We start from the raw sequence: 25767 nt of genomic DNA, 5'->3' as shown, positions 1-25767 counted from the left end.
GCGCAGGTGCGGCGGTCCCACCGGCAGCGAGAGCCTTGGCTCAGCTAGCCCGCAGCATGGACCACACCGTCGGGCCGCCGGGGACCTCGACGACGGTGGTGACCGCAAAACCGAGGCGTTCGTAGAACGGGACGTTGCGCTCGTCGCTCGTCTGGAGCGTGCACGAGGCCATCGACTCTTCGAGGTCCGCTAGACCGGCATCGATCACGGAAGACCCCAGACCGGCGCCTCGGTGGTCCGGGTGCACGCCGACAGTCGCGAGGACCCAGGCCTGCGAGCAGACCTCGCGGGTGTCGTCGGGGATCTCGGTGGCGCGGGCCGCGACGGCGGCGTCGGCCGCGGCCTGACGGGCGAGCCCGTCGTCGCCCTGCAGCGCGGCGATGCGCTCCATGACGTCCTCGGGGAGCTCGGGCAGGACGGGCGGGAGGAAGGCGGCGACGGCGGTCACCTCGTCGTCGACCCACACCGTGCCGTGCGGCAGGGCCACGTGCTCGACGTAGAGCCTCTGCAGCTCCGCGACGCGGGCCTCGTGGTCGGGCTCGGACACTGTCCAGCGTGTCCAGGGGTAGTCGCTGAACGCTGCTCCGAGCGTGCTGGCTATTCGGGGGAGGTCGTCGCGCGTGGCGCGCCTGGCCGGAGAGTTCACCGGACCACCGTACGTGAGCCTCCCGGGGTGCGGCACGCCGGGCAGAGGGTGCCCGGCGTGCCACGGGTGTCAGTCGAGGACGGCCGCGACAGCCTCGATCTCCACGAGCTGGTCGTCGTAGCCGAGGACCGTCACGCCGAGCAGGGTGCTGGGCACGTCATGGTCGCCGAACGCGTCCCGGACGACCTCCCACGCGGCCACGAGATCAGCCTGCGTGCTCGACGCCACCAGGACACGGGTGCTGATGACGTCGGTGATCGTCGCCCCTGCTTCCGCGAGGGCGATCGTCATGTTCTCGACGCACTTCGCAGCCTGCGCCGCGTAGTCGCCCACGCCGGCCGTCGAGCCGTCGGCCTCGAGCGGGCACGACCCGGCGAGGAAGATCAGACGCGCCTCAGAGGGAGCGGTCGCCGCGTAGGCGTACTCGGCGGTGTCGGAGAGAGCGCTGGAACGGACGAGGGTCACTGCCTGGGGCACGGGTCCACCTTCGGGAGATCTTGGCTGGTCAGGAGCCATCCTCCCAGGTGAGAGGACCCAGCTGCCCCCTGTCGCTGTGGTCACTGGCATATCGAGGACTGCCTGAGTACGCTGGAGGTGCAGGACGTCGGAAGACCTCCCGCACTGCCTTAGGCCCCGTCTCCGGATGGGGCCTTCGTGCGTTCAGGGGACCCATGTCGAGGCGACTGCGACCGCAGGTTGGATCTCTGCCCAGACCGTGTCGGTTGCGGCCTGGGCTCTCGCATCAGGTTCTGAGTGGGTCCTGCGCCGGCGGTAGAGGTAGGTCACGAGGTCAGCAGCCTGGAGCAGGCATGAGTAATGCGACGGTGCGAAGTGGATCGTGTCTCGGACTCTGTCGAGTCTCCGGCTCTTGTAGCCGGGCGTACCCCACGACCTGTAGTCCCGGAAGTTGCTCCTGTGGCGGTCTTGGGAGTGGATCTCGTCCGCCACCACGAGGATGTGCTCGTCCTCGTCTTGTGCCAGAGCATCGAGGGACTCGAGGAGATGCGCCGGGACTACTTCGTGAGGTGGGAACGGTGTGGCGTACCGAGCCCTGTGTCGCTCGGAATCCATGCCGCGGACGACGTATCGGGCACCTGATTCCCGCACGACCTTCATCGCACGCCTGAAGATGGCGATCCTGGCGCGGACAGGGACCCCGTCCCACCCGTCCTGGCCGTGGAAGATCTCCTTGCCGTGCAGCTCGACGTCGGGGGCGACCGGCGCGGCGCCTGACCGTCGGAACTCCTCGACAAGGCGGTTCAGACCGTCCTCGATCGCCTTGGCCTGGGCGCCCGAGCTGATGACGAGAGCCCCTAGGTAGAAGTAGCTGGACGTATACGACTCATCTACGTATCCCAGGAGCATCAGCGCATACTACGCCTTTTCTAGCGGAGGCCGTATGTCGGCCCGTGCCGCCGTCGCGATCTCCCGTGCGAGCTCGGCAGGCTTGGAGAACATCGGCCAGTGGCCCGTCGGGAGGTCGACGTACGTCGCCTGGAGGCTTGCGAGCTCGGTGTGGAAGGGCGGGCCTGGGGTCGCCATCTGACGCAGCATCTCCGACGGCAGGCTCGTGCAGATCACCGTGACGGGGACGCCGAGGCGGGCCGGGTCGGTGAGGTGGACCGTCCCCGTCGCGACACCGGCCGGGTGCGGCACGGCGCGGGCCCGGAACCGTGCGAGCCCTGCGTCGTCGATCCCCTCGATGCTCGACCCCTCCGCGGCAAGCTCCTCCCACGTGGGCAGCGGCAGCTCGACGGTCTCCTCGGGCAGCCCGGGGCGCAGTGAGGCTCCGTCGACGAGAGGCCCGGAATCCACGTACACGACCCTGCGGATCCGCGCGGGGTCCCTGTCGACGACCTCGTGGACCACGGCCCCGGCGCCGCTGTGCCCGACGAGCACCACGTCGCCCTCGAGCGGCGCCACGGCGTCGAGCACCGCACGGACATGGTCGTCGTGGGTGATGCCGGAGCGGTCTGTCGCGACGTCGTCCAGCCCCGGGAGGGTCACGGCGTGCGGGGTCAGGCCGTCGGCCTGCAGGTGCGGGACGACGTCGCCCCAGGCCCACCCCCCGAGCCAGAAACCGGGGACGAGGACGATGTGGAGGGGGTCGGTGCTCTGCGTCGTAGTCATGAGACCAGCCTCGACGGGGTCTGGTGACACCTGTCTGTCACCATGGGCTGAGAGACTTGTGGAGACGTGGACGACCGCACCGCGCGGGAGCCTCCGGAGGTGCCGCCGGGCGCTTCAGCGAGGCGGACAGACGACGGAGACGATGCGTGGACAAGACCGAGCGGCTCTACGCTGTCGCCGAAGAGCTGCGACGTGTCGGCCCGTCGGGGACCACGGGTGCCCGCCTGGCTCGACTCCTGGAGGTGAGCATCCGGACCGTCAAGCGGGACGTCTCGGCCCTCCAGCAAGCGGGCCTGCCGATCTGGGCGCAGGCGGGCCCGGGTGGTGGGTACGTCCTCGACGCCTCAGCCTCTCTCCCTCCGCTGAACTTCACGCCCCAGCAGGCCGTGGCGGTCGCCGTGGCCCTCGCGTCCCTGCCGCCAGCCAGCCCGTTCGCCGTGGACGCCGTCGCCGCTCAGCGGAAGGTGTGGGACGCTCTCGGCCCGCAGTCTCAGGCCAGCGCCGCGGAGCTCGCCTCCAGGGTGTGGGTCGCCCACGGTGCGCGCAGGCCGGCGGCGGAAGGGCACCCGTCGCCAGCCGACGGCTCGCGGCAGCAGACCCTCCGAGCAGTCGAGCAGTCGCTCGCCCGGTCCACCGTCCTTGCGGTCCGGTACCGCGACTCCGCCGGTGCCGAGACGGCCCGCCGGGTGGAGCCCGTGATCCTCGCCCACACGGGCACCGCCTGGTATCTCGTCGCGTGGTGCCGGTCGCGTCGTGGCATCCGGTGGTTCCGGCTCGAGCGCATCGCCCGCGCTGACCTCACGGCAGAGACGTTCGTCCCGCGCCCGGTGGCCGAGGCTGGGGAACCCCCGGAGGGTGCGGCACCTGTCGGCTGATCCGCCGACCGTCCGGAGTGCACCGTGGAACGAAGTCGCTGCACGGGCCCTGCTCGAGGCCGACCCGCTGACATACCGCCGGAGCTACAGTCTGGGCAGCAGGGCTGGCCCTCGTGCGCTGTGTGGCCCGGCACCGTCGCCCGTCAGAGCACCTTGTCGCCCAGCAGTCGGTTGATCGTGTAGATGTCGACCCCTCGCCCGAAGTCGAGCTTGACTTTCCCGAGCCCGGAGAACCACAGGATGAGCTCGGAGTCGAGGTCGAGCGTCCCGGCCGTCTCGACGGAGTAGGCCTGGATCTTGCTGTAGGGCAGGGTCGTGTAGTCCTTCTTCTTGCCCGTCATTCCTTGGACGTTGAGCGCGATGATCCGCTTGCTCGTGAACGTGACCGAGTCGCGCATCCCCTTGAAGGCCAGGTAGATCTGCTCGTCGGGGTGCAAGATCTGCTGGAGGTCCTTCTGGGCGCTCGCCAGGTCCCACGGGTTGAGCTTGATGAACGTCGCGTTGTTGAAGTCGATCATGAGGGTCCGCCGTCTCGGGAGAGGTGGCCAGGAGAGCCACGCGCGCCGACGCTACAGCCTGGTCGCGGAGCGAGCGGGGCGCCCGGACGTGTCCTGCGGATGAGATCTTCGGCCGTCAGTTCCCCGACGGGGCCGGCGTGCAGGCAGAATCGTCCTGTGAGCGCAACGACCCCCAGCCCCCGCCTGCCCCGCGTCCGTGCCAGCGAGCTCGTGGGCCGCGGCTGGCTCAACACCGGGGGCGTCGACGTCACCCTCGCGGACCTGCGCGGCAAGATCGTGGTCCTCGACTTCTGGACCTTCTGCTGCGTCAACTGCCTGCACGTCCTCGACGAGCTCCGCGAGCTCGAGGAGGCGCACCGCGACGAGGTCGTCATCGTCGGGGTGCACTCCCCGAAGTTCGTCCACGAGGCCGACCCCGTCGCGCTCGCGGCCGCCGTCGACAGGTACGAGGTGCGTCACCCCGTGCTCGACGACCCGGACCTCGTCACGTGGTCGGCGTACACGGCCCGCGCCTGGCCGACGCTCGTGGTGATCGACCCCGAGGGGTACGTCGTCGCGCACATGGCGGGGGAGGGGCACGCGTCGACCCTCGAGATCCTCGTCCGCGAGCTCGTCGACGAGCACACGGCCAAGGGCACGCTGCACCGCGGTTCCGGGCCCTACGTGCCGGCCGAGCCGACCCCGGGGACGCTGCGCTTCCCCGCCGCGGTGATCGCGCTCGAGTCCGGGAACCTGCTCGTCGCCGACGCCGGGCACCACAGCCTCGCCGAGCTCGCCGCGGACGGCGAGACCCTCGTCCGGCGGATCGGCTCGGGTGAGCGCGGGCTGGCCGACGGCGGCCCGGACGCCGCGACCTTCAGCGAGCCGAACGGGCTCTGCCTCGTGCCCGAGGCGCTGCGCGAGCAGGTCGGGTACGACGTCCTCGTCGCCGACACCGTGAACCACGCGCTCCGTGGGGTCCGGCTCTCCGACGGCCACGTGACGACCGTCGCGGGGACGGGGGAGCAGCTCATGGTCGGCGGCTCGGAGAACGTCCTCCCCGAGTCGTCCGCACCCGGCACCACCCCCGCCCTGCGGCACCGTCTCACCTCGCCGTGGGACGTCGTCTGGTCCGAGCGGCTCGATGCCTTCCTCGTCGCGATGGCCGGCAACCACTCGCTGTGGACCTTCGACCCCGTCGCCGGGACCGTCGAGCAGGTCGCCGGGACCCAGAACGAGGGGCTGCTCGACGGTCCGCTCGCGCAGGCGTGGTTCGCGCAGCCCTCGGGTCTGTCGGTCGCCCCCGACGGCTCCGTGTGGCTCGCCGACGCGGAGACCTCTGCGCTGCGCCGCGTCGACGTCGCGGACGACAGGTCCGCGACCATCACCTCGCTCGTCGGGCAGGGGCTCTTCGACTTCGGTCACCGGGACGGCCCGGCGGCACAGGCGCTGCTCCAGCACCCGCTCGGCGTCGCCGCGCTGCCCGACGGCTCGGTCCTCGTCACCGACACGTACAACGGAGCCCTGCGCCGCTACGACCCGGCTACCGACGAGGTCACCACGCTCGTCGGTGACCTCGCGGAGCCGAGCGACGCCCTCGTGCAGGTGGACGGCGACGAGGTGCACGTGCTCGTCGTCGAGTCGACCGCGCACAGGCTCACCCGCGTCGCGCTCCCGGCCTCGCTCGCCGGTCAGGTGCTCGACTCGGGTGCCCACCGCACGCAGCGTCCCGTGACCGAGGTGCCGCCGGGCGAGATCCGCCTCGACGTGATCTTCACGCCCGCCACGGGCCAGAAGTACGACGACCGCTTCGGGCCGTCCACCCAGCTGACGGTCTCCTCGACCCCGCCCGAGCTGCTGCTCGACGGGGCCGGCCGCGACCTGCCGCTCGTCCGGACGCTGCGCATCAACCCCGAGATCGCCGAGGGGGTCCTGCACGTCACCGCGCAGGCGGCCAGCTGCGACGCCGACCCGGCCGTCGAGTACCCGGCGTGCCACCTGGCCCAGCAGGACTGGGGGGTGCCCGTGCGCGTCGTGGCCGGGACGCCGGACGTGCTCACGCTGCCGCTGCGGGGGTAGTGGGGCCAGGGCAGGTAGCGGCTCCAGCGCGCGTGAGGCTCGTGTCAGCCTGAGAAGATCGACGTATGCGCTACGACCTCGCCCTCGTCGACCTCGACGGCACCCTGACCGACTCTGCACCCGGCATCATCGCCTCGATCGAGCACGCCTACGACGCCCTCGACATCCCGCGCCCCTCCGAGGAGGCCCTCGCGCTGTTCGTCGGGCCGCCGATCGAGGAGAGCGTCGTGCGCAACGGCGTGCCGCCCGAGCGCGTGCCCGAGCTGATCACCGCGTACAGGTCGGCCTTCACCCGCGGCGGCATGTTCGACAACAGCGTGTACCCCGGGATCGTCGACGCCCTCACCGCGCTGCGCGCCGCGGGGCTCCGGCTGTGCGTGGCGACGTCCAAGCCGGAGATCTTCGCGCGGCAGATCGTCGAGCACTTCGAGCTCGACGGGTTCTTCGAGGCCGTGTGCGGCGCGAGCATGGACGGCACCCGCAGCACCAAGGCCGACGTCGTCGCCCACGCCCTCGAGACGATGGCGGCGACCGAGCGCGGGCTGCCCGCCCTCGAGCGCATCGTGATGGTCGGCGACCGCGAGCACGACGTCCTCGGGGCACGCCAGCACGGCATCGAGACCGTGAGCGTCGCCTGGGGCTATGCGCCTGCTGGCGAGATCGACGACGCCGCGCCGCTCGCGGTCGTGCAGACACCTGAAGAGCTGGTGGGGTTGTTGCTGGGCTGAGGTGCGCCGAGGCTGTCGGCCCGGTGCGGGGAGAGCGCGCGGCTCAGCGCAGCGCGGCCCGCAGCTCGCCCCGGTGACGGAGCACGTAGTCCGCCGCCGACTTCCAGTGCTTGGCGTGCCCGGCCGCGTAGAGGGAGGCCCACGGCTCCGCCCCCGTGCGGCTGCCGTCGACCAGCAGGTCGTACACGCCGCGCGTGTGGTCGGCTGCCGCCTGGACGAGGCCTGGGCGCTGGCCGGCAGTCAGCCCGTAGCCGTCGACGAGGGAGCGCAGGCGCTCGCCGTCCCGGTGCGGGTCGCCGTCGGGCTGGAGGGGCAAGAATGCCTGGCCGACCGAGGCGAGCTCGTCGACGCGAGAGCCCGGACCAGCTCCGTCCCAGTCGAGCAGCACCCAGCGCTCGCCGTCGCGCACGAGGTTCCACGGCGAGATGTCGTTGTGGCACACCAGCTCGGTGCTGGTCGACGGGATGGTCACGTGCCACTGCACGCCCGGCGGCGGCTCGAAAGACTCTGCGGCGTCGTGGAGGTCCCGCACGAGCTCGCCGAGGCGGGTCAGCTCGGCGTGGTCGAAGGGCGCGTCCTCGTCGGCCGTCGATCCCGGGATGTACTCGAGGACGTGCCGTTCTTGCTCGTCGACGCCGAAGGACCGGGGTGCACCCGCGAAGCCGACGTTGGTCAGGTGGGTGAGCAGCGCGTGCACCCCGTAGGTGGCGCGGGTCGCGGGCTTGCGGACGGTCAGTCCGAGGACCGGGTCGGCGACGAACTCGACACGGCGCGAGCGGCGCCGTGACCGCGTCCGCCCCGATGTCTGCATGGCTCCAGTCTGCCAGTCTCGCGCCGTTCAGCGGGGGTCCGGCAGACGTGTCGCGGGTGCGGGCTTGACGTTGACGCAGCGTCAAGCCCTAGCGTCGTGGGCATGACGACGCAGGGGGACTGGCCGATCCAGGAGGTGGCCCGCCTCACCGGCACCACGAGCAGGACGCTGCGGCACTACGACGCGATCGGTCTGCTCACGCCGAGCAGGACCGCGCACGGCGGCACCCGCTGCTACGACGCTGCGGGGCTCGTCAGGCTCCAGCGCATCCTCATGCTCCGCGACCTCGGTCTCGGGCTCCAGGCGATCGCCGAGGCCCTCGACTCCGACCAGGACGAGGCGCACGCGCTGCGCGCCCACCTCGCCTGGCTCGAGTCCGAGAGGCGCAGGATCACCGACCAGATCGGGTCCGTCCGGACCACGATCGACACGCTCACGACGAAGGAGGCCCTCGTGCCCTCACGCATGTTCGCAGGCTTCGACCACACCGCGTACCGCGGCGAGGTCGAGCAGAGATGGGGCAAGGACGCATACCGCGCCGGAGACGCGTGGTGGTCAGGGATGACCCAGGACGAGAGGGCCGCCTTCCTCGCCGAGCAGCGCTCGATCGCCCAGGCCTTCGCCGACGCCCGCGCGGCAGGCCTGGCCCCCGACAGCGACGAGGTGCGCGCGGTGACCCGCCGCCAGCACTCCTGGCTGTCGGTCTCGGCCACGGCCACCGGTCAGTCGGGGGTCACGGCCGAGTACTTCACCGGGATCGGCGAGATGTACGTCGCGGACCCGCGCTTCACGGCCGCCTACGACTGGGCTGGGGAGGGGACCGCGGTGTTCGTGCGCGACGCGATGGCGGCGTACGCGCGCGAGGTGCTCTGACGGGACAGCGCTGACTGGACGAGCTCCGACGAGGACAGTGCGCAGGGGCCGCGCGCCTCAGCAGTGCTGCGCGCCGAGGTCCGCGAAGAGGTCCTGGTTGAGGCGGAACGCGCCCTTCGCCTCGGCGACGGCCTCGGCGAGCTGCTGCTCGTCGAGCTCGAGGCCGTCGAGGCGCTCGCGGTACACGTCCTTGAAGGGCTTCGACTTCGGGATCTCCTCGAAGGAGTAGAACGTGATGCCCTCGGGGCCCAGGCCGTAGTGGCGCTCGAGCATCCGCTTGATGATCTGCCCGCCGGACAGGTCGCCGAGGTACCGGGTGTAGGCGTGCGCGGCGTAGCGGGGGAGCGAGGTGGCGCTCGCGTTGAGCGCGTCGACGTAGCGGACCGTCGCGGGCAGCGGCATGATGATCGCCCGCCAGTCGGGACCGACCAGGTGCTCGAGGTCGCGGGCGATCGACGGGGTGCGGGTCAGCTCGTCGAAGAGCAGCGAGGAGCCCTGCGGGAGGGCGCGCACGTCGTCGGCGATCGCCTCGAGGGCCGAGTAGACGAAGAACTGCTGCGAGGCGAGCGCCACGTAGGCGTCGACGCCCAGGCCGCCCGACATGAGCCTGCTGATGAACCCGGAGCTCTCGGCGCTCTCGTGCTCTTCACGGGTGCCCTCGCGGAGCCGGCTGGACAGGGTGGGGCGGTCGGTGGCGAGAATCGTCACGGGTCCTCCTCGGTCGGGTGCGCGGGCATGCGCTGGCACTGTCGACGACGGCCAGCGGGCCGAGGTGACGCGTTGTCAGGAACGGTACCCCATCGAGGTTAGGGTTGCCTACCCTGTCAGCCTGTCGTCTCAGACCAGCTTCTTCTGCCACAGCGCGACCACGCCTGTGGGCTCGAAACCGAGCGCCTCGTTGATCGAGAGCATGTGCCGGTTCTCCTCGGCGTTCCACGTGTGCAGCCGGGCGAGCTCGGGGCGCAGCGTGCGGAGCTCGACGAGGTTCTTCGCCTTCATGAGCATGCCGAGCCTGTGGCCCCGGTGAGCCGGGTCGACGAGGGTGTCGTCCTGGAACGCGAGCCAGCGGTACAGCGTGGGCATCGCGATCTCGCTGTACGCCACGAGACGTCCCGACGGACGGTGCCGCACAGCCGTCACGAGGGTGTCGTGACCGGCCTCACGGTTGGTCGCCTCCTGCTGACGGAGCTCCTCGACGGTCCACACGTGCTCGACCAGGTCGAGCCCGGCCACCGGGACGGCGGTCGTCATGAGGGTCGCGAGCGCGGCCATCTCCTCGACGAGGTCCTCCGGGCAGGTGTTCTGCCACGTCACGGTCTCGTAGTCGTCACCCGCTGCGGCGAGGGACTCGCGCAAGAACGTGTCGACCACGCTGTCGTCGGAGAGGGGCAGGTGCAGCGTGCTGAACCTCTCGCCCTGCTCGAGCGAGTAGCCACGACCACGGGCGAAGGCGACGCCGGGCGCGTCTCCGGCGATCCGCCCGGCTCCAGTCGGCGGCGTGACCACGTCGGGTGCGTCTGCCGGTGGCTCGCCCGGGTGCTCGATGTCGAGGATCACCGTCGTGCGTCCCTTGGCCGCGACGGCCGCCTCGGTCGCGTCGGCGAGGGCCGTGCCGATCCCCTCGTGCACCCGCTCCGGGCGGACCAGGACACCCATGCTCGCCGCGTGCGTGTTGCCAGTGCGCTCCATGGTGACGAGCGAGACGCCCACGACGTCCTCAGGCCCCGGGGTCTGGGGCAGAGGGTCACGGACGGCGACGAAGCCGAGACGCTCGGTGCGCATCTGGTCGCGCATCACGGCCAGCCGCATCTCGGCCGGGAGGTGCAGGTCCGCGTGCCCCCAGCTCGCCTCGTGGACCTCACGCTGGACGGCGACGAGCCCGTGCAGCACCCAGGCGTCGGGGGAGTCGAGGGACTCGGGGATCGAGATCGGGCGGACGGTCCAGCCAGGACGAGAGGTCATGCGGACGATGCTCGTCGGGGGTGCCGACGGCGGTCAACGGATTAAACCTGGTCGGAGAGGGACGACGCCTGCCCGGGCTGCGCCCGCTGACGGGCGGCGGTGTCCTCAGGCGTGCGCGGGCTCGACGCCGACGGCGCGCAGCACGAAGGACTCCGTCGCCAGGATCGCGCGGTCGCGGGCCGGCTGCTCCTCGGGGATCTGTCGGCCGGACAGGCACGCGTTGATGAGTGCGACCGTCGTCGCGATGTCCTGCTCGGGGAAGTCACCTCGGGCGATGCCGGCGACGAGGATCTCCCGCAGGATCTCCTCGACCACGACGGCGTGCTCGCGCAGGCGCTGCTGGGTGCCGCGGGACAGCACAGTGCGCAGGTCTGGTCCTGGTGCCACGTGGAACACGCGCTTGAGCCGGGCGTGCGCCTGGACGTAGGTCCGCAGGCGCAGCACGGGGGCCTCGACGTCTTCGAGGGAGCGGCGCAACGTCTCGACGTAGCGCTCGGTCTCGAAGGTGATGAAACCCATGAGCAGGGCTTCTTTGTCCGAGAAGTGGTTGTAGACGGCGGTCCGTCCGACACCGGCTGCTGCGGCGATGTCGGCGAAGGAGATCGCGTCGAAACCACGCTCCGACATGAGGGTGGACAGTGCCGTGAAGAGTCGTTGGCGTGTCTGTTCGCGGTGCTCGTGGAGTGACCCACCGATGATCTTCGGCATTGTGACAGCATCCCACGGAGTGTCAGAACATGCACATCGGCGGGATCCCGCGGCTGTGCGCAGCCCCTGACGTGGCACGACGGTCCGTGCGCCAGCCGTGCGGCCGAGCTGTGGCCGAGCCCTGGCAGACGTTCGCGACCCGTTGCACGCCGGAAACCTCCCGGCATTCTGCGCCTCGTACTGTCCGGGCATGACAGCACTCCTCGACAGGCTCGGCCCCGGCAGCCGCACGGGAGACCACCTCCTCGCCCTGCCCGCGCACGTCGACGTCATGACGCTCGTCCGGGCGTGGTTCCCGGACGCCGACTGGCTGGTCGAGCCCGTCAGCCTCGACACTGCGACCTCGCGGGTCGTGCCGCTGCGCGGCGCGCGGTTCCGCGGCATGGCCCCGCAGCCCGAGGCCACCCCGGGGACGCTCCGGCTCGCCCCGGGCTACGTGCTCACCGGGCCCCACCCGCTCACCGCTGAAGACACCGTCACCTACGTGCTCCCACCGCGGCACGTGGAGGGATACGTCGTGCGGCCGACGGGCGAGGGGACGCCCGACGAGCAGGACCGCGAGGCCGCTCGGGTCATCGCCTGGGTGGCTGCCGCCGCCCGTCACGCCCACGGCGCCGTCCTCGAGAGCGGCCGCACGCAGGCCGTCGTGCCCGACGCCGGGCAGTCGGTCGACCGCACGCTCTACAGCGCGCACCCGTTGCCGCCCCAGCACGCCCTCGCGCTCGTCCGCACGGTCCTGGTCCAGGCCGTCGTCACCGCGCAGTCCGCGCCCACGGACGGCGGGCCAGTTGCCTGGACCATCACCACGCAGACGCCCTACGACGGCACCGTCGAGGTCGGTCTCAGCCGCACCGACGCCCTCCCGCCTGCCCTCCTCCAGCTGCCGTGGCGCGACTCGGGGCCCTTCGCCTACGCGGTCCGCTGGAGGTCCGGGAGCCCGGAGGACGAGGCCTCGGACCACCCGTCCTCTCTCCACGTCGTGGCCCGCAGCCGCATCGCGCCCGTGGTCGAGAAGGTCGCGGCGGTCTTCGAGCGGGCCGTCGCCGGCACTGTGCTCGACGACGCGGGATTTGCCGTCGGGGTCTAGCGCGGAGGTGCCGGCCGGGTCGGTGCTGTGACCGCCCGCGGCGGAGGTCTTCGCAGGCCCGAGAGTTATCCACAGAATGCGTCCACAGGCTTGTGGGTGATGCGAGGTTTGCGGTGCACAGGCTGTGGACAACCTTGTGGGAAACCCCTTCCACCTGGGCATAGACACCTCGCGCGCGGCACCCGATACCCTCGCAGCGTGAGCAACCTCGACAGCGCCCCCGACGAGCAGACCTGCGTCGCCCTCCCTGGCCCGACGACGGCCCTCGAGGTCCTCGAGCCGCGCGAGGTGCCGCTCGGCGGAGCCCGGGCGATGACCGTCCGACGGACCCTCCCGCAGCGGTCGCGGAGCCTGGTCGGTGCCTGGTGCTTCCTCGACCACTTCGGACCTGACGACGTGACCACAGGCCCGGGGATGCAGGTGCCCCCGCACCCGCACACCGGGCTGCAGACCGTGACGTGGCTGTTCGGCGGCGAGATCGAGCACCACGACTCCGTCGGCTCTGCCTGCCTCGTGCGGCCCGGCGAGCTCAACCTCATGACCGCAGGCCGCGGGATCTCGCACTCCGAGCACTCGCCCGACGCCCGGACCACCACGACCCTCCACGGGGTCCAGCTGTGGACAGCGCTCCCGCACGCGAGCGCGGGGGTCGCCCCGGCCTTCGAGCACCACGAAGACCTGCCTGTCGTGCAGACCGACGGGGTCCGGCTGCAGGTGTTCCTCGGTGTGCTCCCCGCTCAGCCCGGCCTCGGCGTCGTCGAGCGCATGGAGTCCCCGGCGACGACCTACTCCGAGATCGTCGGCGCGCAGATCGACCTCGACCCGGGGACCAGCCTCACGCTCGCTCTCGACCCGGAGCACGAGCACGCCTTCCTCGTGGACTCGGGCGACGAGGTCACCGTCGACGGGAGCCCCCTCGCCGCCGACAGCCTCGGCTACCTCGCTCCCGGGCGCGACGCGGTCGTGCTGACGACCACGGGACGCGCCAGGCTCGTGCTCGTCGGTGGCCGGCCGTCGACCGAGGAGATCGTCATGTGGTGGAACTTCGTCGGACGCAGCCACGACGAGGTGGTCGCCGCCCGGGCGGACTGGCAGCGGCAGATCGGTCGCGCCGACCGCGACACCCTCGAGACGCTCGGGGCCCGAGCCGACGTCGCCGGGCAGGAGTCACCATCGACGGGCACCGGCCAGGACGCTAGGTTCGGGACCGTCGTCGGCTACGACGGCGCACCGCTCCCCGCGCCCGTGCTGCCCAACGTGCGCCTCGCACCCCGGAGGAACCCGAGCTGAGCACGACGCCTGAAGCGCCCCACGGACGAGAGGCTGTCCCGGCTGCGCCACCACCGGTCGAGCCCGCGCCGACGTCTCCGGCCGCGAGCTCTCCTGCGCAGACCTCTTCCGCACAGACCGCCTCCGCCCCGACTTCTCCTGCGCCCCGCGACCGCTTCGCCGACCTGCTGCGCACCCTCGCCCTGGGTGCGGTCGTCGTCGGGCACTGGACGATGGCCGCGATCGGCCGGGACGACGACGGCGGGCTCGCCGTCGACAACATCCTCAACACCGAGCGCTGGATGTGGCCCCTCACCTGGGTCTTGGTGCTCATCCCGCTGTTCTTCTTCGTCGGGGGCTTCTCGAACGCGACGAGCTGGTCGCGCGTCGTCGAGCGCGAGACGGCGCGCGCCGGGCGCACCCCGTCCTTCGGTCGTCTCTGGGGCGTCTTCCTGCGGCGGCGGCTCAGCGGGCTGTTCCTGCCGCTGATCCCCTTCGTGCTGCTCGTCGCCGTCGCCGTGGGGGGCGCGCTCGCCCTGGGTGCCCCGGCGGGGCTCACCCGGACCGTCGCCGTCGTGGTGGTCATGCCGCTGTGGTTCGTCGCCGTCTTCGCGGCCCTCGCCGCTGTCGCCCCGGTGATGCTGCGCCTGCACGCGCGCTACAGGTGGTGGGTCGTCGTCGCGCTCTCGGTCGCCGTGGTCGTCGTCGAGCTCGTGCGGATCGCGACCGACAGCTCGGCCGTCGGTACCTTCAACTACCTCTTCGTGTGGGGGACGGCCCAGCAGATCGGCTTCGCCTACGCCGACGGGTCGCTCCAGCGGATGCGAAGGTCCACGGTCGCGTGGTGGGCCCTGCTGGCCTTCGCGGCACTCGTCGCCGTGACCGCCTCGCCGATGTGGCCCGAGTCGATGATCGGGCTGTCGGGGGAGCGCTCGAACTTCAGCCCGCCCGGCACGGTCCCGCTGCTCCTCACCCTCGTGCAGATCCCCGTCGCCCTGCTGCTGCGCCCCGTCGTCGCGCCGCTGCTCGAGCGGCCGCGGGTGGCACGGGTGCTCGACGTCGCCTCCGGCGCCTCGATGCGGGCCTTCCTGTGGCACCTGCCCGTCATGGTGGCCGTCACCGGTGTCCTGCTGCTCCTGCACGTGCCCTTCCCTGACCCGGGCAGCGGCACGTGGTGGGCCACCCGGCCGCTCTGGTACGCGGTCCTGGGGCTGAGCCTGTGGGGTGTGCTCGCGGGGACGGACAGGGTCCGGGGCAGGGCAGGCAGGGGCAGCCAGCCCCGCGAGGCCCGCTAGCACGGCGGGAGCCACTAGCACTGCGGGAGCCGCGAGCGCGGCGGGAGCCGCGACCGTACCGCGGACCGCCAGCGCTGACTCCCGTCAGACCGCTCATGCCCGCGGACCCCTGGCCGATGGGTCGTGTGCACTGCTCCCCGCCGACGGGACGTGCGCACGAGCGACCAGCAGGAGGAGACCAGTGGACGGGATCGTCGCGATCTCGCAGCGGATGGCTGCGATCCAGGCGACCATGAGCTCCTTCGCGCCTGCCTCGCAGCCGGCGACCGGGACGATGGGCACGGGTACCTTCGGCGACGTCCTCGCCCAGGCCGTCGACGAGACCACGGCGACCGAGGCGGCGACGACGGGCACCCCCGCGGCCTCGACGGGCTCGTGGACCTCCGGCGTCCCCTCCGACCTGCTCCCGTACGGGAACGGCAACGTCCCGCGTGAGGCGCTCGCGAGCGTCGGGCAGACGGGGCACAGGCTGTGGGCACCCGCGGCGACGGCCCTCGAGCAGGTGATCGCCGACGCCGCCAAGGACGGCGTGACCATCGGCGTCACCGACTCGTACCGCTCCTACGACGCGCAGGTCGACGTCGCCGAGCGCAAGGGTCTCTACAGCCAGGGCGGCCTCGCAGCCGAGCCCGGGACGAGCCCGCACGGCTGGGGCATCGCCGCAGACCTCGACCTCGACGCCGCGGGCCAGGCCTGGATGCGCGCCAACGGCGGACGCTACGGCTTCGTCGAGGACACCCCACGCGAACCGTGGCACTGGGTGTTCAGGAAGTAGCCACCGTGCCACCGTGCAGACGGGCTACGAGTCCGGGCTGGCTGAGCTGGTCGGGCTCTTCGGGGTCGAGGTCGACGGGTGAGACACGTCCTGACCTGCTGTGGAGCGGATGACGGGAATCGAACCCGCGCTATCAGCTTGGGAAGCTGAAGTTCTACCATTGAACTACATCCGCACTGCGCAACCATCGCGCGACGACGATCATACCCATACGACGGGAGCAAACGACAAGTGAGCAGCTCTTCAGGCTACGGGTCGGTCCCGTCAGAGCCCGTGCCCGAGCACGAGCGACCCGAGTGGATGCGGCCTGCCGGCGCCTCCGGGCAGACGTCGCAGGAGCCCCCCACGGCGCAGTACGGCTACAGCCTCGACAAGCCGTCGGCCCCCGCAGCACCGTCGACCCCGTACGCCTCGCCGTACCCCGGGCAGACGGGTGCGCAGGGGCACCAGGGTGGCGGTTGGTCCGGGTACACGCCCCCGCAGGCCCCGCAGCAGCCGGGATACGCGCAGAAGCAGCCGGGCTACGCGCAGAACCAGCCGGGCTACGCGCAGAACCAGCCGGGCTACTCGCCAGCGCCCGGCGCCTACCCGCCCGCTGGGCAGCCCTACCCCGGTCAGCCCCACCCAGGGCAGCCGTACCCCGGGCAGTGGGTCCAGGAGGACCCGTACGCGAAGTCGCGGGTGGTCGCGGGGCTCCTCGGGATCTTCCTCGGGGCCCTCGGCATCCACCGCTTCTACACGGGGCACACGGGCATCGGGATGATCATGCTGCTGATCACCGTGCTCTCGCTCGGGATCTTCGCGGCGGTCACGAGCCTCTGGGGTCTGATCGAGGGGATCCTCTATCTCGTCTCGAAGACCGGCAGCTATTCGCGCGACGCGAGCGGTCGACCGTTGCGCGGCTGAGGAGCTTCCGCACCACGGAGGCACCACTCCACAGAGAGACCACTCTGCGGAAGGACCTGGCACGTCAGAGCCAGGACCCGGCCCCGGTCTGGCCTCGGCATCCGTCACCCGGCACCCGGTCCCCGGGCCTCGTCAGGACGCGGTCGTCGGGGCTGCTCGCGGCCAGCCGGCCCTCCAGGCAGATCGGCTACCGTTGCAGGGTGCTGCTCTCAGACCGTGACATCCGCGCCGAGCTCGACCTCGGACGCGTCAGGCTCGACCCCTACGCGCCGGAGATGATCCAGCCGTCGAGCATCGATGTCCGCCTCGACAAGTTCTTCAGGTTGTTCGACAACCACAAGTACCCCTTCATCGACCCGGCCGCCGACCAGCCCGACCTCACGCGCGCCGTCGAGGTCGAGCAGGGTGAGTCCTTCATCCTGCACCCGGGCGAGTTCGTGCTCGGGTCGACCTACGAGGCCGTCACGCTGCCCGACGACGTCGCGGCGCGCCTCGAGGGCAAGTCGTCCCTCGGACGGCTCGGGCTGCTCACGCACTCGACCGCCGGGTTCATCGACCCCGGGTTCTCCGGGCACGTCACCCTCGAGCTGAGCAACGTCGCGACGCTGCCGATCCTGCTGTGGCCCGGCATGAAGATCGGCCAGCTGTGCTTCTTCAGGCTGTCCTCGCCCGCCGAGCACCCCTACGGCTCCGAGCAGTACGGCTCGCGCTACCAAGGGCAGCGCGGCCCGACAGCCTCGCGGTCCTGGCAGAGCTTCCACCGCACCGAGGTCTGAGCGTGACCGACGAGCAGGACCTGCCCCCCGAAGACGGCCCGCGACCCGAGCTGGTGCCGCTGCCCGGGAGCAGCGAGCACCCGATCGCTGATCTCTACGTCCGTCACCTGCTGGCGGTCGACGAGGACGTCGACCCCTCCGAGATCGAGGCCCTCGCCCTGTCGAGGTTCCCCGCGACCCGGTGGGAGACACCGCCCGAGGTGGTCCAGACGAAGGCCGGCCGCGGGAGCAGGGGCAGCGAGGTGCACGACAGGCTCGTGCCCGGGACGCTGCGCACCTCACGGCACACGACCATCTCCGGGCCCTACGCCCCGGCGAGCGACGACGGTACGGCACTCGGCTTCGACGGACCTGTCGGCATGGTCTACGAGGTGCTGTGCCCGCGGGAGCGCGGTGCTGCACCCTTCCAGGGCGGCGGCGACAGGGACGGCCTGGCGCGCGTCTACTCCGAGGCCTTCCCGATCCGTGAAGAGGCCCGGGTCGCGTCCTGGCTGGTCGCGGTCGCGCGGCGGCTCTGCGGCGCGGTCCGCTTCGACCTCGGTGCCACGGAGCCCCGCTTCGTCGTGCCCGACCCTGCGGTCTCGGTCGACCTCACCGTGTACTCCGACGTGTGGCTCTCGCCCGACGCGGCCCTCGCGGTGTGCGCCCAGGCCGACGGCAGCGCCCGCCTCGCGAGCACAGGCACGCCCTGGCAGGGGCCGCCGCAGACAGCCGGCACGGTCCCGGTCGAGCCTGACGGACCGCTGACGCCCGAGCAGCTCGCGGCTCTGCACGCCCGCGCCGAAGACGCAGACATCGCTGCCCTGACAGGCCCGCGGACGCTGTCCGCCTACGCCGTCGAGGTCGACCTGGGCGACGACGGCCTCGTCTCGGTCGAGGTCAGCGGTGTCGAGCAGCTCCCGCTCGTCCTGCGCGGCCTCGAGTGGGCCGTCGACGGTGCGATCGCCTACCAGGTGCGCTGGACCCCCGACGACCTCGTGGACTGGCAGCGCGAGCTCCCGTCCTTCGAGCACAGGGTGTCCAGGACGCGTGCGGCCGGGGTGGTCGCAGCGCTCACCCGGGCGGTCCACGTCGCCGTCGGTGGCGAGATCGTCGACCAGGACGAGTTCCTCGTCGAGCCCGACGACGTCTGAGAGGCGTCGAGCCCGAGGAGGTCTGAGGTGCGTCGAGCCCGAGGATGGCTGAGGGCCATCGAGCCTGACCTCGTCGGAGAGGCGTCGAGCCTGAATGCGCCTGAGGCTTCGCACTCGGCGGCTTCCGGGACGTCTTCTGCGCTGCACCGCGGGCCGTCCCGCTGCGGCTTCTGGTCGAGATCTGCGCCTTGTCCTCCGGGCCGCGGCGTGGCGTTCGTCTCGTCTCGCGGTGGGCCCGCGCCGAGGTGCCGCGCCCAGCCCGGGCGCAGAGCCCCTGTGTACCCCAGAATGGAGTCCACCGGAGCCACGGGTGGCTCGGTCCGAGGCCATGCCTTGGTAAACTGATCCCCACAACTCCACCTTGCCCTGGGTGCGCGCTGGCCATCGAGCCCTGCGCGCGTCGCGGGGCCGACCGACCACCCGCCCACAACAGGACGGAGCGGACGTGCTGCTCTTGCTCGTTGCCCACGTCGTCATGGCACTTGCCGCGCCCGCACTGGTCTCCTGGCTGGGCCGCCGGGCCTTCCTCGTGATGGCGCTCGCCCCCGCGTCGGCCGCGGTCTACGCGCTCACCCAGACCAGCCGCGTCATGGACGGCGACCACCCGACCGAGGTCGTGCAGTGGATCCCCGCGCTCGGCGTCGAGCTGTCGTTCCGCCTCGACACCCTCGGCTGGCTCATGCTGCTGCTCGTCGGCGGCGTCGGTGCGCTGGTGCTCGTCTACTGCTCGGCGTACTTCGCCGCCTCGGCCTCGGGCCTGCGCAAGTTCGGCGGGGTCCTCACGGCCTTCGCCGGTGCGATGGTCGGTCTCGTCACCGCCGACGACATGCTCCTGCTCTTCATGTTCTGGGAGCTCACGACAGTCTTCTCCTACCTGCTCATCGGTCACTACCACGACCGCAAGGCGAGCCGTCGGGCCGCGATGCAGGCGATCATCGTCACGACAGCCGGCGGACTCGCGATGCTGGTCGGCATCGTGATCCTCGGGCAGACCGCGGAGTCCGGCTACAGCCTGTCCGGGCTGCTCCTCAACCCGCCCGAGGGCACAGCGGTCACCGCGGCGGTCGTCTGCCTGCTCGTCGGCGCATCGTCCAAGGCCGCGCTCATCCCCACGCACTTCTGGCTGCCCGCAGCCATGGCGGCTCCCACGCCCGTCTCCGCGTACCTGCACGCCGCGGCGATGGTCAAGGCCGGTGTCTACCTCGTCGCGCGCTTCGCGCCGGCGTACTCCCACCTCACGGTGTGGGTCGTCATCATCGTCGTGCTCGGCTGCGGCACGCTGCTGCTCGGCGGGTACCGCGCGCTGCGGCAGAACGACCTCAAGCTCGTCCTCGCGTACGGCACCGTGAGCCAGCTCGGGCTCATCGTCCTCATGGTCGGTCTCGGCTCGCGCGCCGCCGCGCTCGCCGGGCTCGCCATGATCGGCGCCCACGCCATGTTCAAGGCGGCGCTGTTCCTCACTGTCGGCATCGTCGACGCCGCGACAGGCACGCGTGACCTGCGGCGCCTCTCGGGTGTCGGACGCGCGATGCCTCTCACGGCGATCGCCGGAGGTCTCGCCACGGCGTCGATGATCGGTCTGCCGCCCTTCGCCGGCTACGTCGCCAAGGAGGCCGCGCTCGAGGCCCTCGTGCACGACGGCGTCCCGGTCGGGCCCTCGTGGCTCGGGCCTCTTGTCGTCGCGGCCGTCGCGGTCGGCTCGATGCTCACCGTCGCCTACGGGCTGAGGTTCTTCTGGGGGGCCTTCGCCACCAAGAAGGCCGCCCCAGCCATCCCGATCGTGCCCGTCAACGCCGAGGGCCACACCGTCGAGACGTCGCAGATCGACCCCGCGAGCATCAAGCGCCAGTCCCTCCTGCTCGTGCTGCCCGCCCTGACCCTCGCGGTCCTGGGTCTGGTCACCGCGCTCAACCCGACATTCGGCGAGCACCTGCTCGAGCCGCACGCCCAGACCTACCCGACGGGCGAGGCCGGTCACCTGGTCCTCTGGGCAGGCGTCACCCCGGCCTTCGGGCTGACGGCCGCGATCCTCGGCATCGGTGCGCTGATGTTCTGGGGTCGCCGCCAGGTCGAGTGGTTCCAGGCCGCGATGCCTCGCACCCTCGAGGCCGACAAGGCGTACCGCCGCTCGATGCGCGCCCTCGACGACCTCGCCGCGGACGTCACCGCGATGACCCAGCGTGGTTCGCTGCCCTTCTACCTCGGCGCGATCCTCATCGTGCTGGTCGTCGGTCCGGGCGGTGTGCTGCTCACGCAGAACGCCTGGCCTGCCGAGACGCGGATCTGGGACAGCGCCGCGCAGCTCGCGCCGGTGCTCGTCATCGTGGTCGCGTCGATCCTCGCGGCGCGCTCGAGGCGCCGCCTCAAGGCCGTGCTGCTCGCCGGTTTTGCCGGGTACTCGGTCGCCTTCTTGTTCATGCTGCACGGCGCACCAGACCTCGCGCTCACCCAGGTGCTCGTCGAGACCGTCACCCTCGTGGTCATGGTGCTCGTCCTGCGCCGCCTGCCCGCGTACTTCTCCGACCGTCCGCTCGCCATCACGCGCTGGGTCCGCCTCGGCATCGCCGTGGCTGTCGGGCTCGTCGTCATGGGCTTCGCGCTCGTCGTGCCCGGCGCGCGCATCCACGAGGCCGTCTCGACCAAGTTCCCCGACGAGGCTTACGAGTTCGGCGGTGGCAAGAACATCGTCAACGTCACCCTGGTCGACATCCGTGCGTGGGACACCATGGGCGAGATCTCGGTCCTGCTGGTGGCCGCGACGGGTGTCGCCTCGCTCGTGTTCCTCAGCCGCCGCGGCGGCGAGATCTTCCGGGCGCAGAACGTCACGACAGACACCGCCAACGCCTACAGGGTGTGGGCCGCGCAGACCGAGGCCGAGGCCAGCCCGCAGGTCGCCGCCCTCATGCCGGCCAAGGGTGCCCCCGCCGCGCCTGCGCAGTCGATGCGCCAGCGGGTGTGGCTGCCGGCCGGCAAGACCCTCGCGCCGGTGCGGCGCTCGGTGATCTTCGAGGTCGTCACGCGCCTGCTGTTCCACTCGATGATCGTCTACGCGGTCTATCTGCTCTTCGCCGGGCACAACGCCCCGGGCGGAGGCTTCGCGGCGGGGATCGTCGTCGGCATCGCGCTCGTCGTGAGGTACCTCGCCGGCGGTCGCTACGAGCTCGGCGAGGCCCTCCCGGTCCAGCCCGGTCTGCTGCTCGGCCTCGGTCTGTTCCTCTCGGCAGGGGTCGGCCTCGGCTCGCTGATCTTCGGCGGCGGGGTGCTGCAGAGCGAGATCGTCGAGTTCACGCTGCCGCTCTTCGGGCACGTCAAGCTCGTCACCGCGCTGTTCTTCGACCTCGGGGTGTTCCTCGTCGTCATCGGGCTCATCCTCGACGTCCTGCGGTCCCTGGGAGCCGAGATCGACCGGCAGATCGACCTGGCCATGCCCGCCGCGCAGAGCTCGGCCGAGGCCATCTCGGTCGGGACCGGCACGAGCGTCGTCGAGCACACCCGTGAGAGCGCGGCCGACCGTGTCCGCGACGAGCGCGGCGTCACCCGCTCGGCCGGGGACGGCTCAGAGACCCGCGGTCCCAACGAGCACGAGGAGAGGATCTGATGGACCTCATCGACACCAGCCCCAACCTGCTCCTCGTCCTCGCGATCGGCGTGCTGTTCACGACCGGGGTCTACCTGCTCCTCGAGCGCAGCCTCACCCGCGTGCTCATCGGGTTCATCCTCATCGGCAACGGTGCGAACCTGCTGTTCCTCGTGGCCGGTGGCCGCGCCGGGGGGGCGCCGATCATCGGTGACACGGACCCGGCCGACATGAGCGACCCGCTCCCGCAGGCGATGGTCCTCACCGCGATCGTCATCACCCTCGCCCTCACGGCCTTCGTGCTGGCCATGGCGTACCGCTCATGGCAGCTGCACGGCCACGACGAGGTGCAGGACGACCTCGAGGACAAGCGCATCGTCCGGATCGCCGCCAAGAACGCCCCGACCTACAACGACACCGACTCCGAGGAAGACAGCGAGAGTGCCGATGAACAGGCCGCCGAGGCACGCGACGAGACCGAGAGGGGCACACCATGAGTGAGTACACCTGGCTCGTGCCGCTCCCCGTCGTCATGCCGCTGTTCGCCGCCGGTCTGACGCTCGCGCTCTACAGGCACCCCCGCGCGCAGCGGGTCATCTCCGTGCTCGCCCTCTCGCTCATGGTCGCCGTCGGGGTGGGGCTGCTGTTCCTCGCCGACTCCGGTCCTGTCGTCGTCGACATCGGTGGCTGGGCGGCGCCCGTCGGCATCGACCTCGTCGCCGACAGGCTCTCCTCGCTCATGCTCACGGTCTCGAGCACCGTGATGCTGTGCGTCCTGCTCTACTCCCTCGGGCAGGGCATCACCGACGGGGACGAGGCCGCCCCGGTCTCGATCTACCACCCGACGTACCTCGTCCTGGCGGCCGGCGTCTCGAACGCCTTCCTCGCGGGCGACCTCTTCAACCTCTACGTCGGCTTCGAGATCCTGCTGGCCGCCAGCTACGTGCTGCTGACCCTCGGCGGGACCGGCGAGCGCATCCGCGCCGGGTCGATCTACGTGATCGTCGCGCTGCTGTCGTCGATCATCTTCCTCGTGGCGATCGCGCTCGTCTACGCCGCGACGGGCACAGTCAACCTGGCCCAGCTCGCGCAGCGCCTGCCCGAGATCGATCCCGGGGTCGCCCTCGTGCTGCAGCTGCTGCTGCTGCTCGCCTTCGGGATCAAGGCGGCCATCTTCCCGCTGTCCGCGTGGCTGCCCGACTCCTACCCCACGGCCCCCGCACCCGTCACCGCGGTCTTCGCCGGGTTGCTCACCAAGGTGGGCGTCTACGCGATCATGCGCACCCAGACGCTGCTGTTCACCGACGGACGCCTCGACACGCTGCTCATGTGGCTCGCCCTGGCGACCATGGTCATCGGGATCCTCGGCGCCGTGGCGCAGAGCGACATCAAACGACTGCTGTCCTTCACGCTCGTCAGCCACATCGGGTACATGCTCTTCGGCATCGCGCTGGCCAGCCAGGCCGGTCTCGGTGCGTCGATCTTCTACGTCGCACACCACATCACCGTGCAGACGACGCTGTTCCTCGTGGTCGGTCTCGTCGAGCGCAGGGGCGGGTCCACCTCGCTCGACAGGCTGGGCGGACTCGCGAAGATCGCGCCAGGCCTCGCGATCCTCTTCTTCATCCCGGCGATGAACCTCGCCGGGATCCCGCCCCTCTCCGGGTTCCTCGGCAAGGTCGGGCTGCTCGAGGCCGGTGTCGCGCAGGGCACCGCCCTCGCCTACACGCTCGTGGTCGGCAGCGTCGTCACGTCGCTGCTCACGCTCTACGCGATCGTCAAGGCGTGGAACAAGGCGTTCTGGCAGACACCGCCCGAGCCGCTGCCCGACGCGACCCTGCCCGGTTCGATGGTCGGCCCGACGGCTGCCCTCGTCGGTGTCGGGCTGCTGCTCACGGTGGTCGCCGGTCCGCTCTACAGCTATTCCGACCGCGCCGCCGCGACCATGCAGGACACCAGCCAGTACATCGACGCAGTCCTCGGCCCCGACGGCCGCGGAGAGGGCGACTCGACAGACTCGGTGCCCAACCCCGGCATCGACAACACCCCGGTCCCGACACCGAGCGGGACGCCTGCCGACGACTCGAGCGCGACCACGGCCGGAGGCGACTCATGACGATCCACCGCAGGCGCCGCAAGATCGCCGAGCAGTGGCCCACGGTCCTGTGGCTCGCCGTCGTCTGGGTGATGCTCTGGGGCACGCTCAGCTGGGGCAACGTGCTGGCCGGTCTCGGGATCGCGCTGCTCGTCACGGTCCTCATGCCGCTGCCGACCATCGACTTCCACGGTCGCGCCCGGCCGCTGGGCATCCTCGCGCTGCTGCTGCGGTTCCTCTGGGACCTCGTGGCGGCCTCGATCGAGGTCAGCCTCTACGCCTTCAGGTTCGGCAAGGTCCCGCGCGGTGCCGTCGTCGGGGTGAGGCTTCGCAGCTCGTCTGACCTCTATCTCACCCTCGTGGCGGAGATCAGCTCGCTGGTCCCCGGCTCGCTGGTCATCGAGGCGCACCGCAACACCGGCATGCTGTACCTCCACGTCCTCGACATCGAGTCCTACGGTGGTCCTGACAAGGTCCGGCACGACACCCTCGAGCTCGAGGCCCGCGTGATGCGCGCCCTCGCCTCCGACGACGAGCTCGCCCGTGCGGGTGTCGCCAAGACCCGACGCGGCCAGGCGGCGCTCGACGCCGAGCGGTCCGCACAGACCAGCTCGACCACGACCACGGAGGCCTCCTCATGACCGTCGTCGCCATCATCTGCGGTGTCATGCTCGTGACCGCCGCGATCCTCGCGCTGATCCGCGCCGAGCGCGGACCGAGCATGCTCGACCGCACGGTCGCCCTCGACGTGTTCGTCACGACCCTCGTCGGAGGCATCGTGCTCGAGTCGGCCCTCTCCGGGAGGCTCGACACCCTGCCGATCCTCATCGTCCTGTCGCTCGTCGGCTTCGTCGGCTCGGTGACCATCGCGCGCTTCGCCGCCGTCGAGCCCGAGGGCGAAGGACGGGTGCGCACCCTCGAGGAGATCGCGCAGGAGGAGGCCGCGCGCGCCGAGGCCGACGCAGAGCACCCGATCCTCGACGAGCCGCGCGACCTCATCGAGCCGAAGGACCCGAAGGGGTCCGAGCACACCACGACCATCGGCTCGATCCCGCAGGCGGCCAAGGCCGTGCAAGACATCACCGGACCGAAGGAGGAGCGATGAGCTGGACGACCCTCGCCGACGTCGCGGCAGGCTTCTGCCTCATCGCCGGTTCCTTCCTCGCCCTCGCGGCCGGGGTCGGTGTGCTGAGGTTCCCCGACCTCCTCGCCCGCATGCACGCGGGCACCAAGCCGCAGGTCCTCGGGCTCATCCTGCTGCTCACCGGTGAGGCGCTGCGCGTGCGCAACATGCAGGTGCTCGGCATGCTCGTGCTCATCATCGTGTTCCAGCTGCTCACGGCCCCCGTCGCGGCGCACATGGTCGGCCGGGCGGGCTACCGCACGGGCAAGGTCCGCAACGACCTGCTGGTCGTCGACGAGCTCACCGAGGACCACTTCCGCGCGCCGGAGAAGCCCGTCCGCTGCGAAGACGACCACGGGCTCGACAACCCCGCCCGCAAGGACAAGCGCGACGTCGAGGCACCCCCGGCCTGAGCAGCGGCC

At 71.2% G+C, this 25767-nt stretch carries 26 protein-coding genes and 1 tRNA gene; 17 read left to right on the top strand and 10 right to left on the bottom strand.

The window, feature by feature from the left end:
* Positions 1-40: 40 nt before the first annotated feature.
* From SANBI_RS17370 to SANBI_RS17355, 4 genes are all read right to left on the bottom strand, one after another.
* On the bottom strand, positions 41-646 hold the full coding sequence (locus SANBI_RS17370; protein ID WP_319157291.1) for a GNAT family N-acetyltransferase: 606 nt from the start codon (positions 644-646) through the stop codon (positions 41-43).
* A gap of 69 nt (positions 647-715) precedes the next feature.
* On the bottom strand, positions 716-1123 hold the full coding sequence (locus SANBI_RS17365) for a RidA family protein (RefSeq protein ID WP_319157289.1): 408 nt from the start codon (positions 1121-1123) through the stop codon (positions 716-718).
* Positions 1124-1306: 183 nt separating this feature from the next.
* The gene (locus SANBI_RS17360) at positions 1307-2011 is read right to left on the bottom strand and encodes a DUF3800 domain-containing protein (RefSeq protein ID WP_319157287.1); all 705 of its coding nucleotides are present in this window, start codon (positions 2009-2011) and stop codon (positions 1307-1309) included.
* Between the two features lie 9 nt (positions 2012-2020).
* Positions 2021-2776: an alpha/beta fold hydrolase gene (locus SANBI_RS17355; protein WP_319157285.1), complete on the bottom strand. Its 756-nt coding sequence runs from the start codon at positions 2774-2776 to the stop codon at positions 2021-2023.
* A gap of 146 nt (positions 2777-2922) precedes the next feature.
* On the opposite strand from SANBI_RS17355, the gene SANBI_RS17350 reads away from it, so the two are divergent.
* Positions 2923-3651 carry a helix-turn-helix transcriptional regulator gene (locus tag SANBI_RS17350; RefSeq protein WP_319157283.1) on the top strand — a complete coding sequence of 243 codons (729 nt, stop codon included), beginning with the start codon at positions 2923-2925 and terminating at the stop codon, positions 3649-3651.
* A 143-nt stretch (positions 3652-3794) separates the two neighbouring features.
* On the opposite strand, the gene SANBI_RS17345 is transcribed toward SANBI_RS17350, so the two are convergent.
* Positions 3795-4169 (bottom strand): PH domain-containing protein, encoded by a 375-nt coding sequence (locus SANBI_RS17345; protein WP_319157281.1) that lies wholly within the window; start codon positions 4167-4169, stop codon positions 3795-3797.
* Positions 4170-4268: 99 nt separating this feature from the next.
* Here SANBI_RS17345 and SANBI_RS17340 point away from each other — a divergent pair, with 99 nt between their 5' ends.
* Both SANBI_RS17340 and SANBI_RS17335 read left to right on the top strand, forming a co-directional pair.
* Entirely contained in the window at positions 4269-6227 is a 1959-nt protein-coding gene (locus SANBI_RS17340; RefSeq protein WP_319157279.1) for an NHL domain-containing thioredoxin family protein, read from the top strand.
* Positions 6228-6292: 65 nt separating this feature from the next.
* Positions 6293-6955 (top strand): HAD hydrolase-like protein, encoded by a 663-nt coding sequence (locus tag SANBI_RS17335; protein ID WP_319157277.1) that lies wholly within the window; start codon positions 6293-6295, stop codon positions 6953-6955.
* A gap of 43 nt (positions 6956-6998) precedes the next feature.
* Here the strand turns inward: SANBI_RS17335 and SANBI_RS17330 are convergent, their stop codons facing one another.
* Positions 6999-7766 (bottom strand): phosphotransferase, encoded by a 768-nt coding sequence (locus tag SANBI_RS17330; protein WP_319157275.1) that lies wholly within the window; start codon positions 7764-7766, stop codon positions 6999-7001.
* A 102-nt stretch (positions 7767-7868) separates the two neighbouring features.
* On the opposite strand from SANBI_RS17330, the gene SANBI_RS17325 reads away from it, so the two are divergent.
* On the top strand, positions 7869-8639 hold the full coding sequence (locus tag SANBI_RS17325; protein WP_319157273.1) for a MerR family transcriptional regulator: 771 nt from the start codon (positions 7869-7871) through the stop codon (positions 8637-8639).
* 57 nt (positions 8640-8696) lie between these two features.
* On the opposite strand, the gene SANBI_RS17320 is transcribed toward SANBI_RS17325, so the two are convergent.
* The 3 genes from SANBI_RS17320 to SANBI_RS17310 all read right to left on the bottom strand — a co-directional run bounded on the left by SANBI_RS17320 (position 8697) and on the right by SANBI_RS17310 (position 11309).
* The gene (locus SANBI_RS17320) at positions 8697-9347 is read right to left on the bottom strand and encodes a biliverdin-producing heme oxygenase (RefSeq protein WP_319157272.1); all 651 of its coding nucleotides are present in this window, start codon (positions 9345-9347) and stop codon (positions 8697-8699) included.
* A gap of 129 nt (positions 9348-9476) precedes the next feature.
* Positions 9477-10601, bottom strand: a complete 1125-nt coding sequence (locus SANBI_RS17315) for a GNAT family N-acetyltransferase (protein WP_319157270.1) — start codon at positions 10599-10601, stop codon at positions 9477-9479.
* Positions 10602-10706: 105 nt separating this feature from the next.
* Complete coding sequence (locus SANBI_RS17310) at positions 10707-11309, bottom strand: TetR/AcrR family transcriptional regulator (protein ID WP_319157268.1); 603 nt, start codon at positions 11307-11309, stop codon at positions 10707-10709.
* Between the two features lie 190 nt (positions 11310-11499).
* Here SANBI_RS17310 and SANBI_RS17305 point away from each other — a divergent pair, with 190 nt between their 5' ends.
* The 4 genes from SANBI_RS17305 to SANBI_RS17290 all read left to right on the top strand — a co-directional run bounded on the left by SANBI_RS17305 (position 11500) and on the right by SANBI_RS17290 (position 15735).
* Entirely contained in the window at positions 11500-12396 is an 897-nt protein-coding gene (locus SANBI_RS17305) for a hypothetical protein (RefSeq protein ID WP_319157266.1), read from the top strand.
* 198 nt (positions 12397-12594) lie between these two features.
* Positions 12595-13686 (top strand): pirin family protein, encoded by a 1092-nt coding sequence (locus tag SANBI_RS17300; RefSeq protein ID WP_319157264.1) that lies wholly within the window; start codon positions 12595-12597, stop codon positions 13684-13686.
* Positions 13683-14960, top strand: coding sequence for an acyltransferase family protein (locus tag SANBI_RS17295; protein WP_319161351.1), 1278 nt, complete (start codon positions 13683-13685; stop codon positions 14958-14960). Before SANBI_RS17300 ends, SANBI_RS17295 begins: the two co-directional genes overlap by 4 nt.
* A gap of 181 nt (positions 14961-15141) precedes the next feature.
* On the top strand, positions 15142-15735 hold the full coding sequence (locus SANBI_RS17290; RefSeq protein ID WP_056127205.1) for a M15 family metallopeptidase: 594 nt from the start codon (positions 15142-15144) through the stop codon (positions 15733-15735).
* Between the two features lie 101 nt (positions 15736-15836).
* Here SANBI_RS17290 and SANBI_RS17285 read toward each other — a convergent pair.
* Positions 15837-15910, bottom strand: a tRNA-Gly gene (locus SANBI_RS17285).
* Positions 15911-15966: 56 nt separating this feature from the next.
* Between SANBI_RS17285 and SANBI_RS17280 the strand changes: the two genes are divergently transcribed.
* The 9 genes from SANBI_RS17280 (at position 15967) to mnhG (ending at position 25758) form a co-directional block, all read left to right on the top strand.
* Positions 15967-16641 (top strand): TM2 domain-containing protein, encoded by a 675-nt coding sequence (locus tag SANBI_RS17280; RefSeq protein WP_319157261.1) that lies wholly within the window; start codon positions 15967-15969, stop codon positions 16639-16641.
* Positions 16642-16841: 200 nt separating this feature from the next.
* Entirely contained in the window at positions 16842-17417 is a 576-nt protein-coding gene (gene dcd, locus SANBI_RS17275) for a dCTP deaminase (protein WP_179914018.1), read from the top strand.
* A 2-nt stretch (positions 17418-17419) separates the two neighbouring features.
* Complete coding sequence (locus SANBI_RS17270; protein ID WP_056127218.1) at positions 17420-18550, top strand: hypothetical protein; 1131 nt, start codon at positions 17420-17422, stop codon at positions 18548-18550.
* A gap of 445 nt (positions 18551-18995) precedes the next feature.
* Complete coding sequence (locus tag SANBI_RS17265; RefSeq protein WP_319157258.1) at positions 18996-22148, top strand: Na+/H+ antiporter subunit A; 3153 nt, start codon at positions 18996-18998, stop codon at positions 22146-22148.
* A complete protein-coding gene (locus SANBI_RS17260) occupies positions 22148-22624 on the top strand; it encodes a Na(+)/H(+) antiporter subunit C (RefSeq protein ID WP_056127220.1) in 477 nt (158 codons plus the stop codon). The genes SANBI_RS17265 and SANBI_RS17260 overlap by 1 nt, the downstream gene beginning before the upstream one ends.
* Positions 22621-24243 carry a Na+/H+ antiporter subunit D gene (locus tag SANBI_RS17255; RefSeq protein ID WP_319157256.1) on the top strand — a complete coding sequence of 541 codons (1623 nt, stop codon included), beginning with the start codon at positions 22621-22623 and terminating at the stop codon, positions 24241-24243. The genes SANBI_RS17260 and SANBI_RS17255 overlap by 4 nt, the downstream gene beginning before the upstream one ends.
* The gene (locus SANBI_RS17250) at positions 24240-24863 is read left to right on the top strand and encodes a Na+/H+ antiporter subunit E (protein ID WP_319157254.1); all 624 of its coding nucleotides are present in this window, start codon (positions 24240-24242) and stop codon (positions 24861-24863) included. Before SANBI_RS17255 ends, SANBI_RS17250 begins: the two co-directional genes overlap by 4 nt.
* Positions 24860-25327 (top strand): monovalent cation/H+ antiporter complex subunit F, encoded by a 468-nt coding sequence (locus SANBI_RS17245; RefSeq protein WP_319157252.1) that lies wholly within the window; start codon positions 24860-24862, stop codon positions 25325-25327. Before SANBI_RS17250 ends, SANBI_RS17245 begins: the two co-directional genes overlap by 4 nt.
* On the top strand, positions 25324-25758 hold the full coding sequence (gene mnhG / locus SANBI_RS17240; protein ID WP_056127228.1) for a monovalent cation/H(+) antiporter subunit G: 435 nt from the start codon (positions 25324-25326) through the stop codon (positions 25756-25758). The genes SANBI_RS17245 and mnhG overlap by 4 nt, the downstream gene beginning before the upstream one ends.
* Positions 25759-25767: the final 9 nt, after the last annotated feature.

Origin of the sequence: Sanguibacter biliveldensis, from assembly GCF_033798665.1 — a bacterium.
In the GTDB taxonomy this organism is placed as follows: Bacteria; Actinomycetota; Actinomycetes; order Actinomycetales; family Cellulomonadaceae; genus Sanguibacter; species Sanguibacter inulinus.
The sequence above is the reverse complement of the archived record's forward strand: the minus strand, read 5'-3'. Positions and strand labels throughout refer to the sequence as shown.

What these genes read in the sequence shown, in the direction of transcription:
- SANBI_RS17360 (WP_319157287.1), bottom strand. Translation starts at nt 2,011, where the DNA reads ATGCTCCTGGGATACGTAGATGAGTCGTATACGTCCAGCTACTTCTAC.
- SANBI_RS17355 (WP_319157285.1), bottom strand. Translation starts at nt 2,776, where the DNA reads ATGACTACGACGCAGAGCACCGACCCCCTCCACATCGTCCTCGTCCCC.
- SANBI_RS17345 (WP_319157281.1), bottom strand. Translation starts at nt 4,169, where the DNA reads ATGATCGACTTCAACAACGCGACGTTCATCAAGCTCAACCCGTGGGAC.
- SANBI_RS17340 (WP_319157279.1), top strand. Translation starts at nt 4,269, where the DNA reads ATGAGATCTTCGGCCGTCAGTTCCCCGACGGGGCCGGCGTGCAGGCAG.
- SANBI_RS17335 (WP_319157277.1), top strand. Translation starts at nt 6,293, where the DNA reads ATGCGCTACGACCTCGCCCTCGTCGACCTCGACGGCACCCTGACCGAC.
- SANBI_RS17330 (WP_319157275.1), bottom strand. Translation starts at nt 7,766, where the DNA reads ATGCAGACATCGGGGCGGACGCGGTCACGGCGCCGCTCGCGCCGTGTC.
- SANBI_RS17325 (WP_319157273.1), top strand. Translation starts at nt 7,869, where the DNA reads ATGACGACGCAGGGGGACTGGCCGATCCAGGAGGTGGCCCGCCTCACC.
- SANBI_RS17315 (WP_319157270.1), bottom strand. Translation starts at nt 10,601, where the DNA reads ATGACCTCTCGTCCTGGCTGGACCGTCCGCCCGATCTCGATCCCCGAG.
- SANBI_RS17310 (WP_319157268.1), bottom strand. Translation starts at nt 11,309, where the DNA reads ATGCCGAAGATCATCGGTGGGTCACTCCACGAGCACCGCGAACAGACA.
- SANBI_RS17305 (WP_319157266.1), top strand. Translation starts at nt 11,500, where the DNA reads ATGACAGCACTCCTCGACAGGCTCGGCCCCGGCAGCCGCACGGGAGAC.
- SANBI_RS17260 (WP_056127220.1), top strand. Translation starts at nt 22,148, where the DNA reads ATGGACCTCATCGACACCAGCCCCAACCTGCTCCTCGTCCTCGCGATC.
- SANBI_RS17255 (WP_319157256.1), top strand. Translation starts at nt 22,621, where the DNA reads ATGAGTGAGTACACCTGGCTCGTGCCGCTCCCCGTCGTCATGCCGCTG.
- SANBI_RS17250 (WP_319157254.1), top strand. Translation starts at nt 24,240, where the DNA reads ATGACGATCCACCGCAGGCGCCGCAAGATCGCCGAGCAGTGGCCCACG.
- SANBI_RS17245 (WP_319157252.1), top strand. Translation starts at nt 24,860, where the DNA reads ATGACCGTCGTCGCCATCATCTGCGGTGTCATGCTCGTGACCGCCGCG.
- mnhG (WP_056127228.1), top strand. Translation starts at nt 25,324, where the DNA reads ATGAGCTGGACGACCCTCGCCGACGTCGCGGCAGGCTTCTGCCTCATC.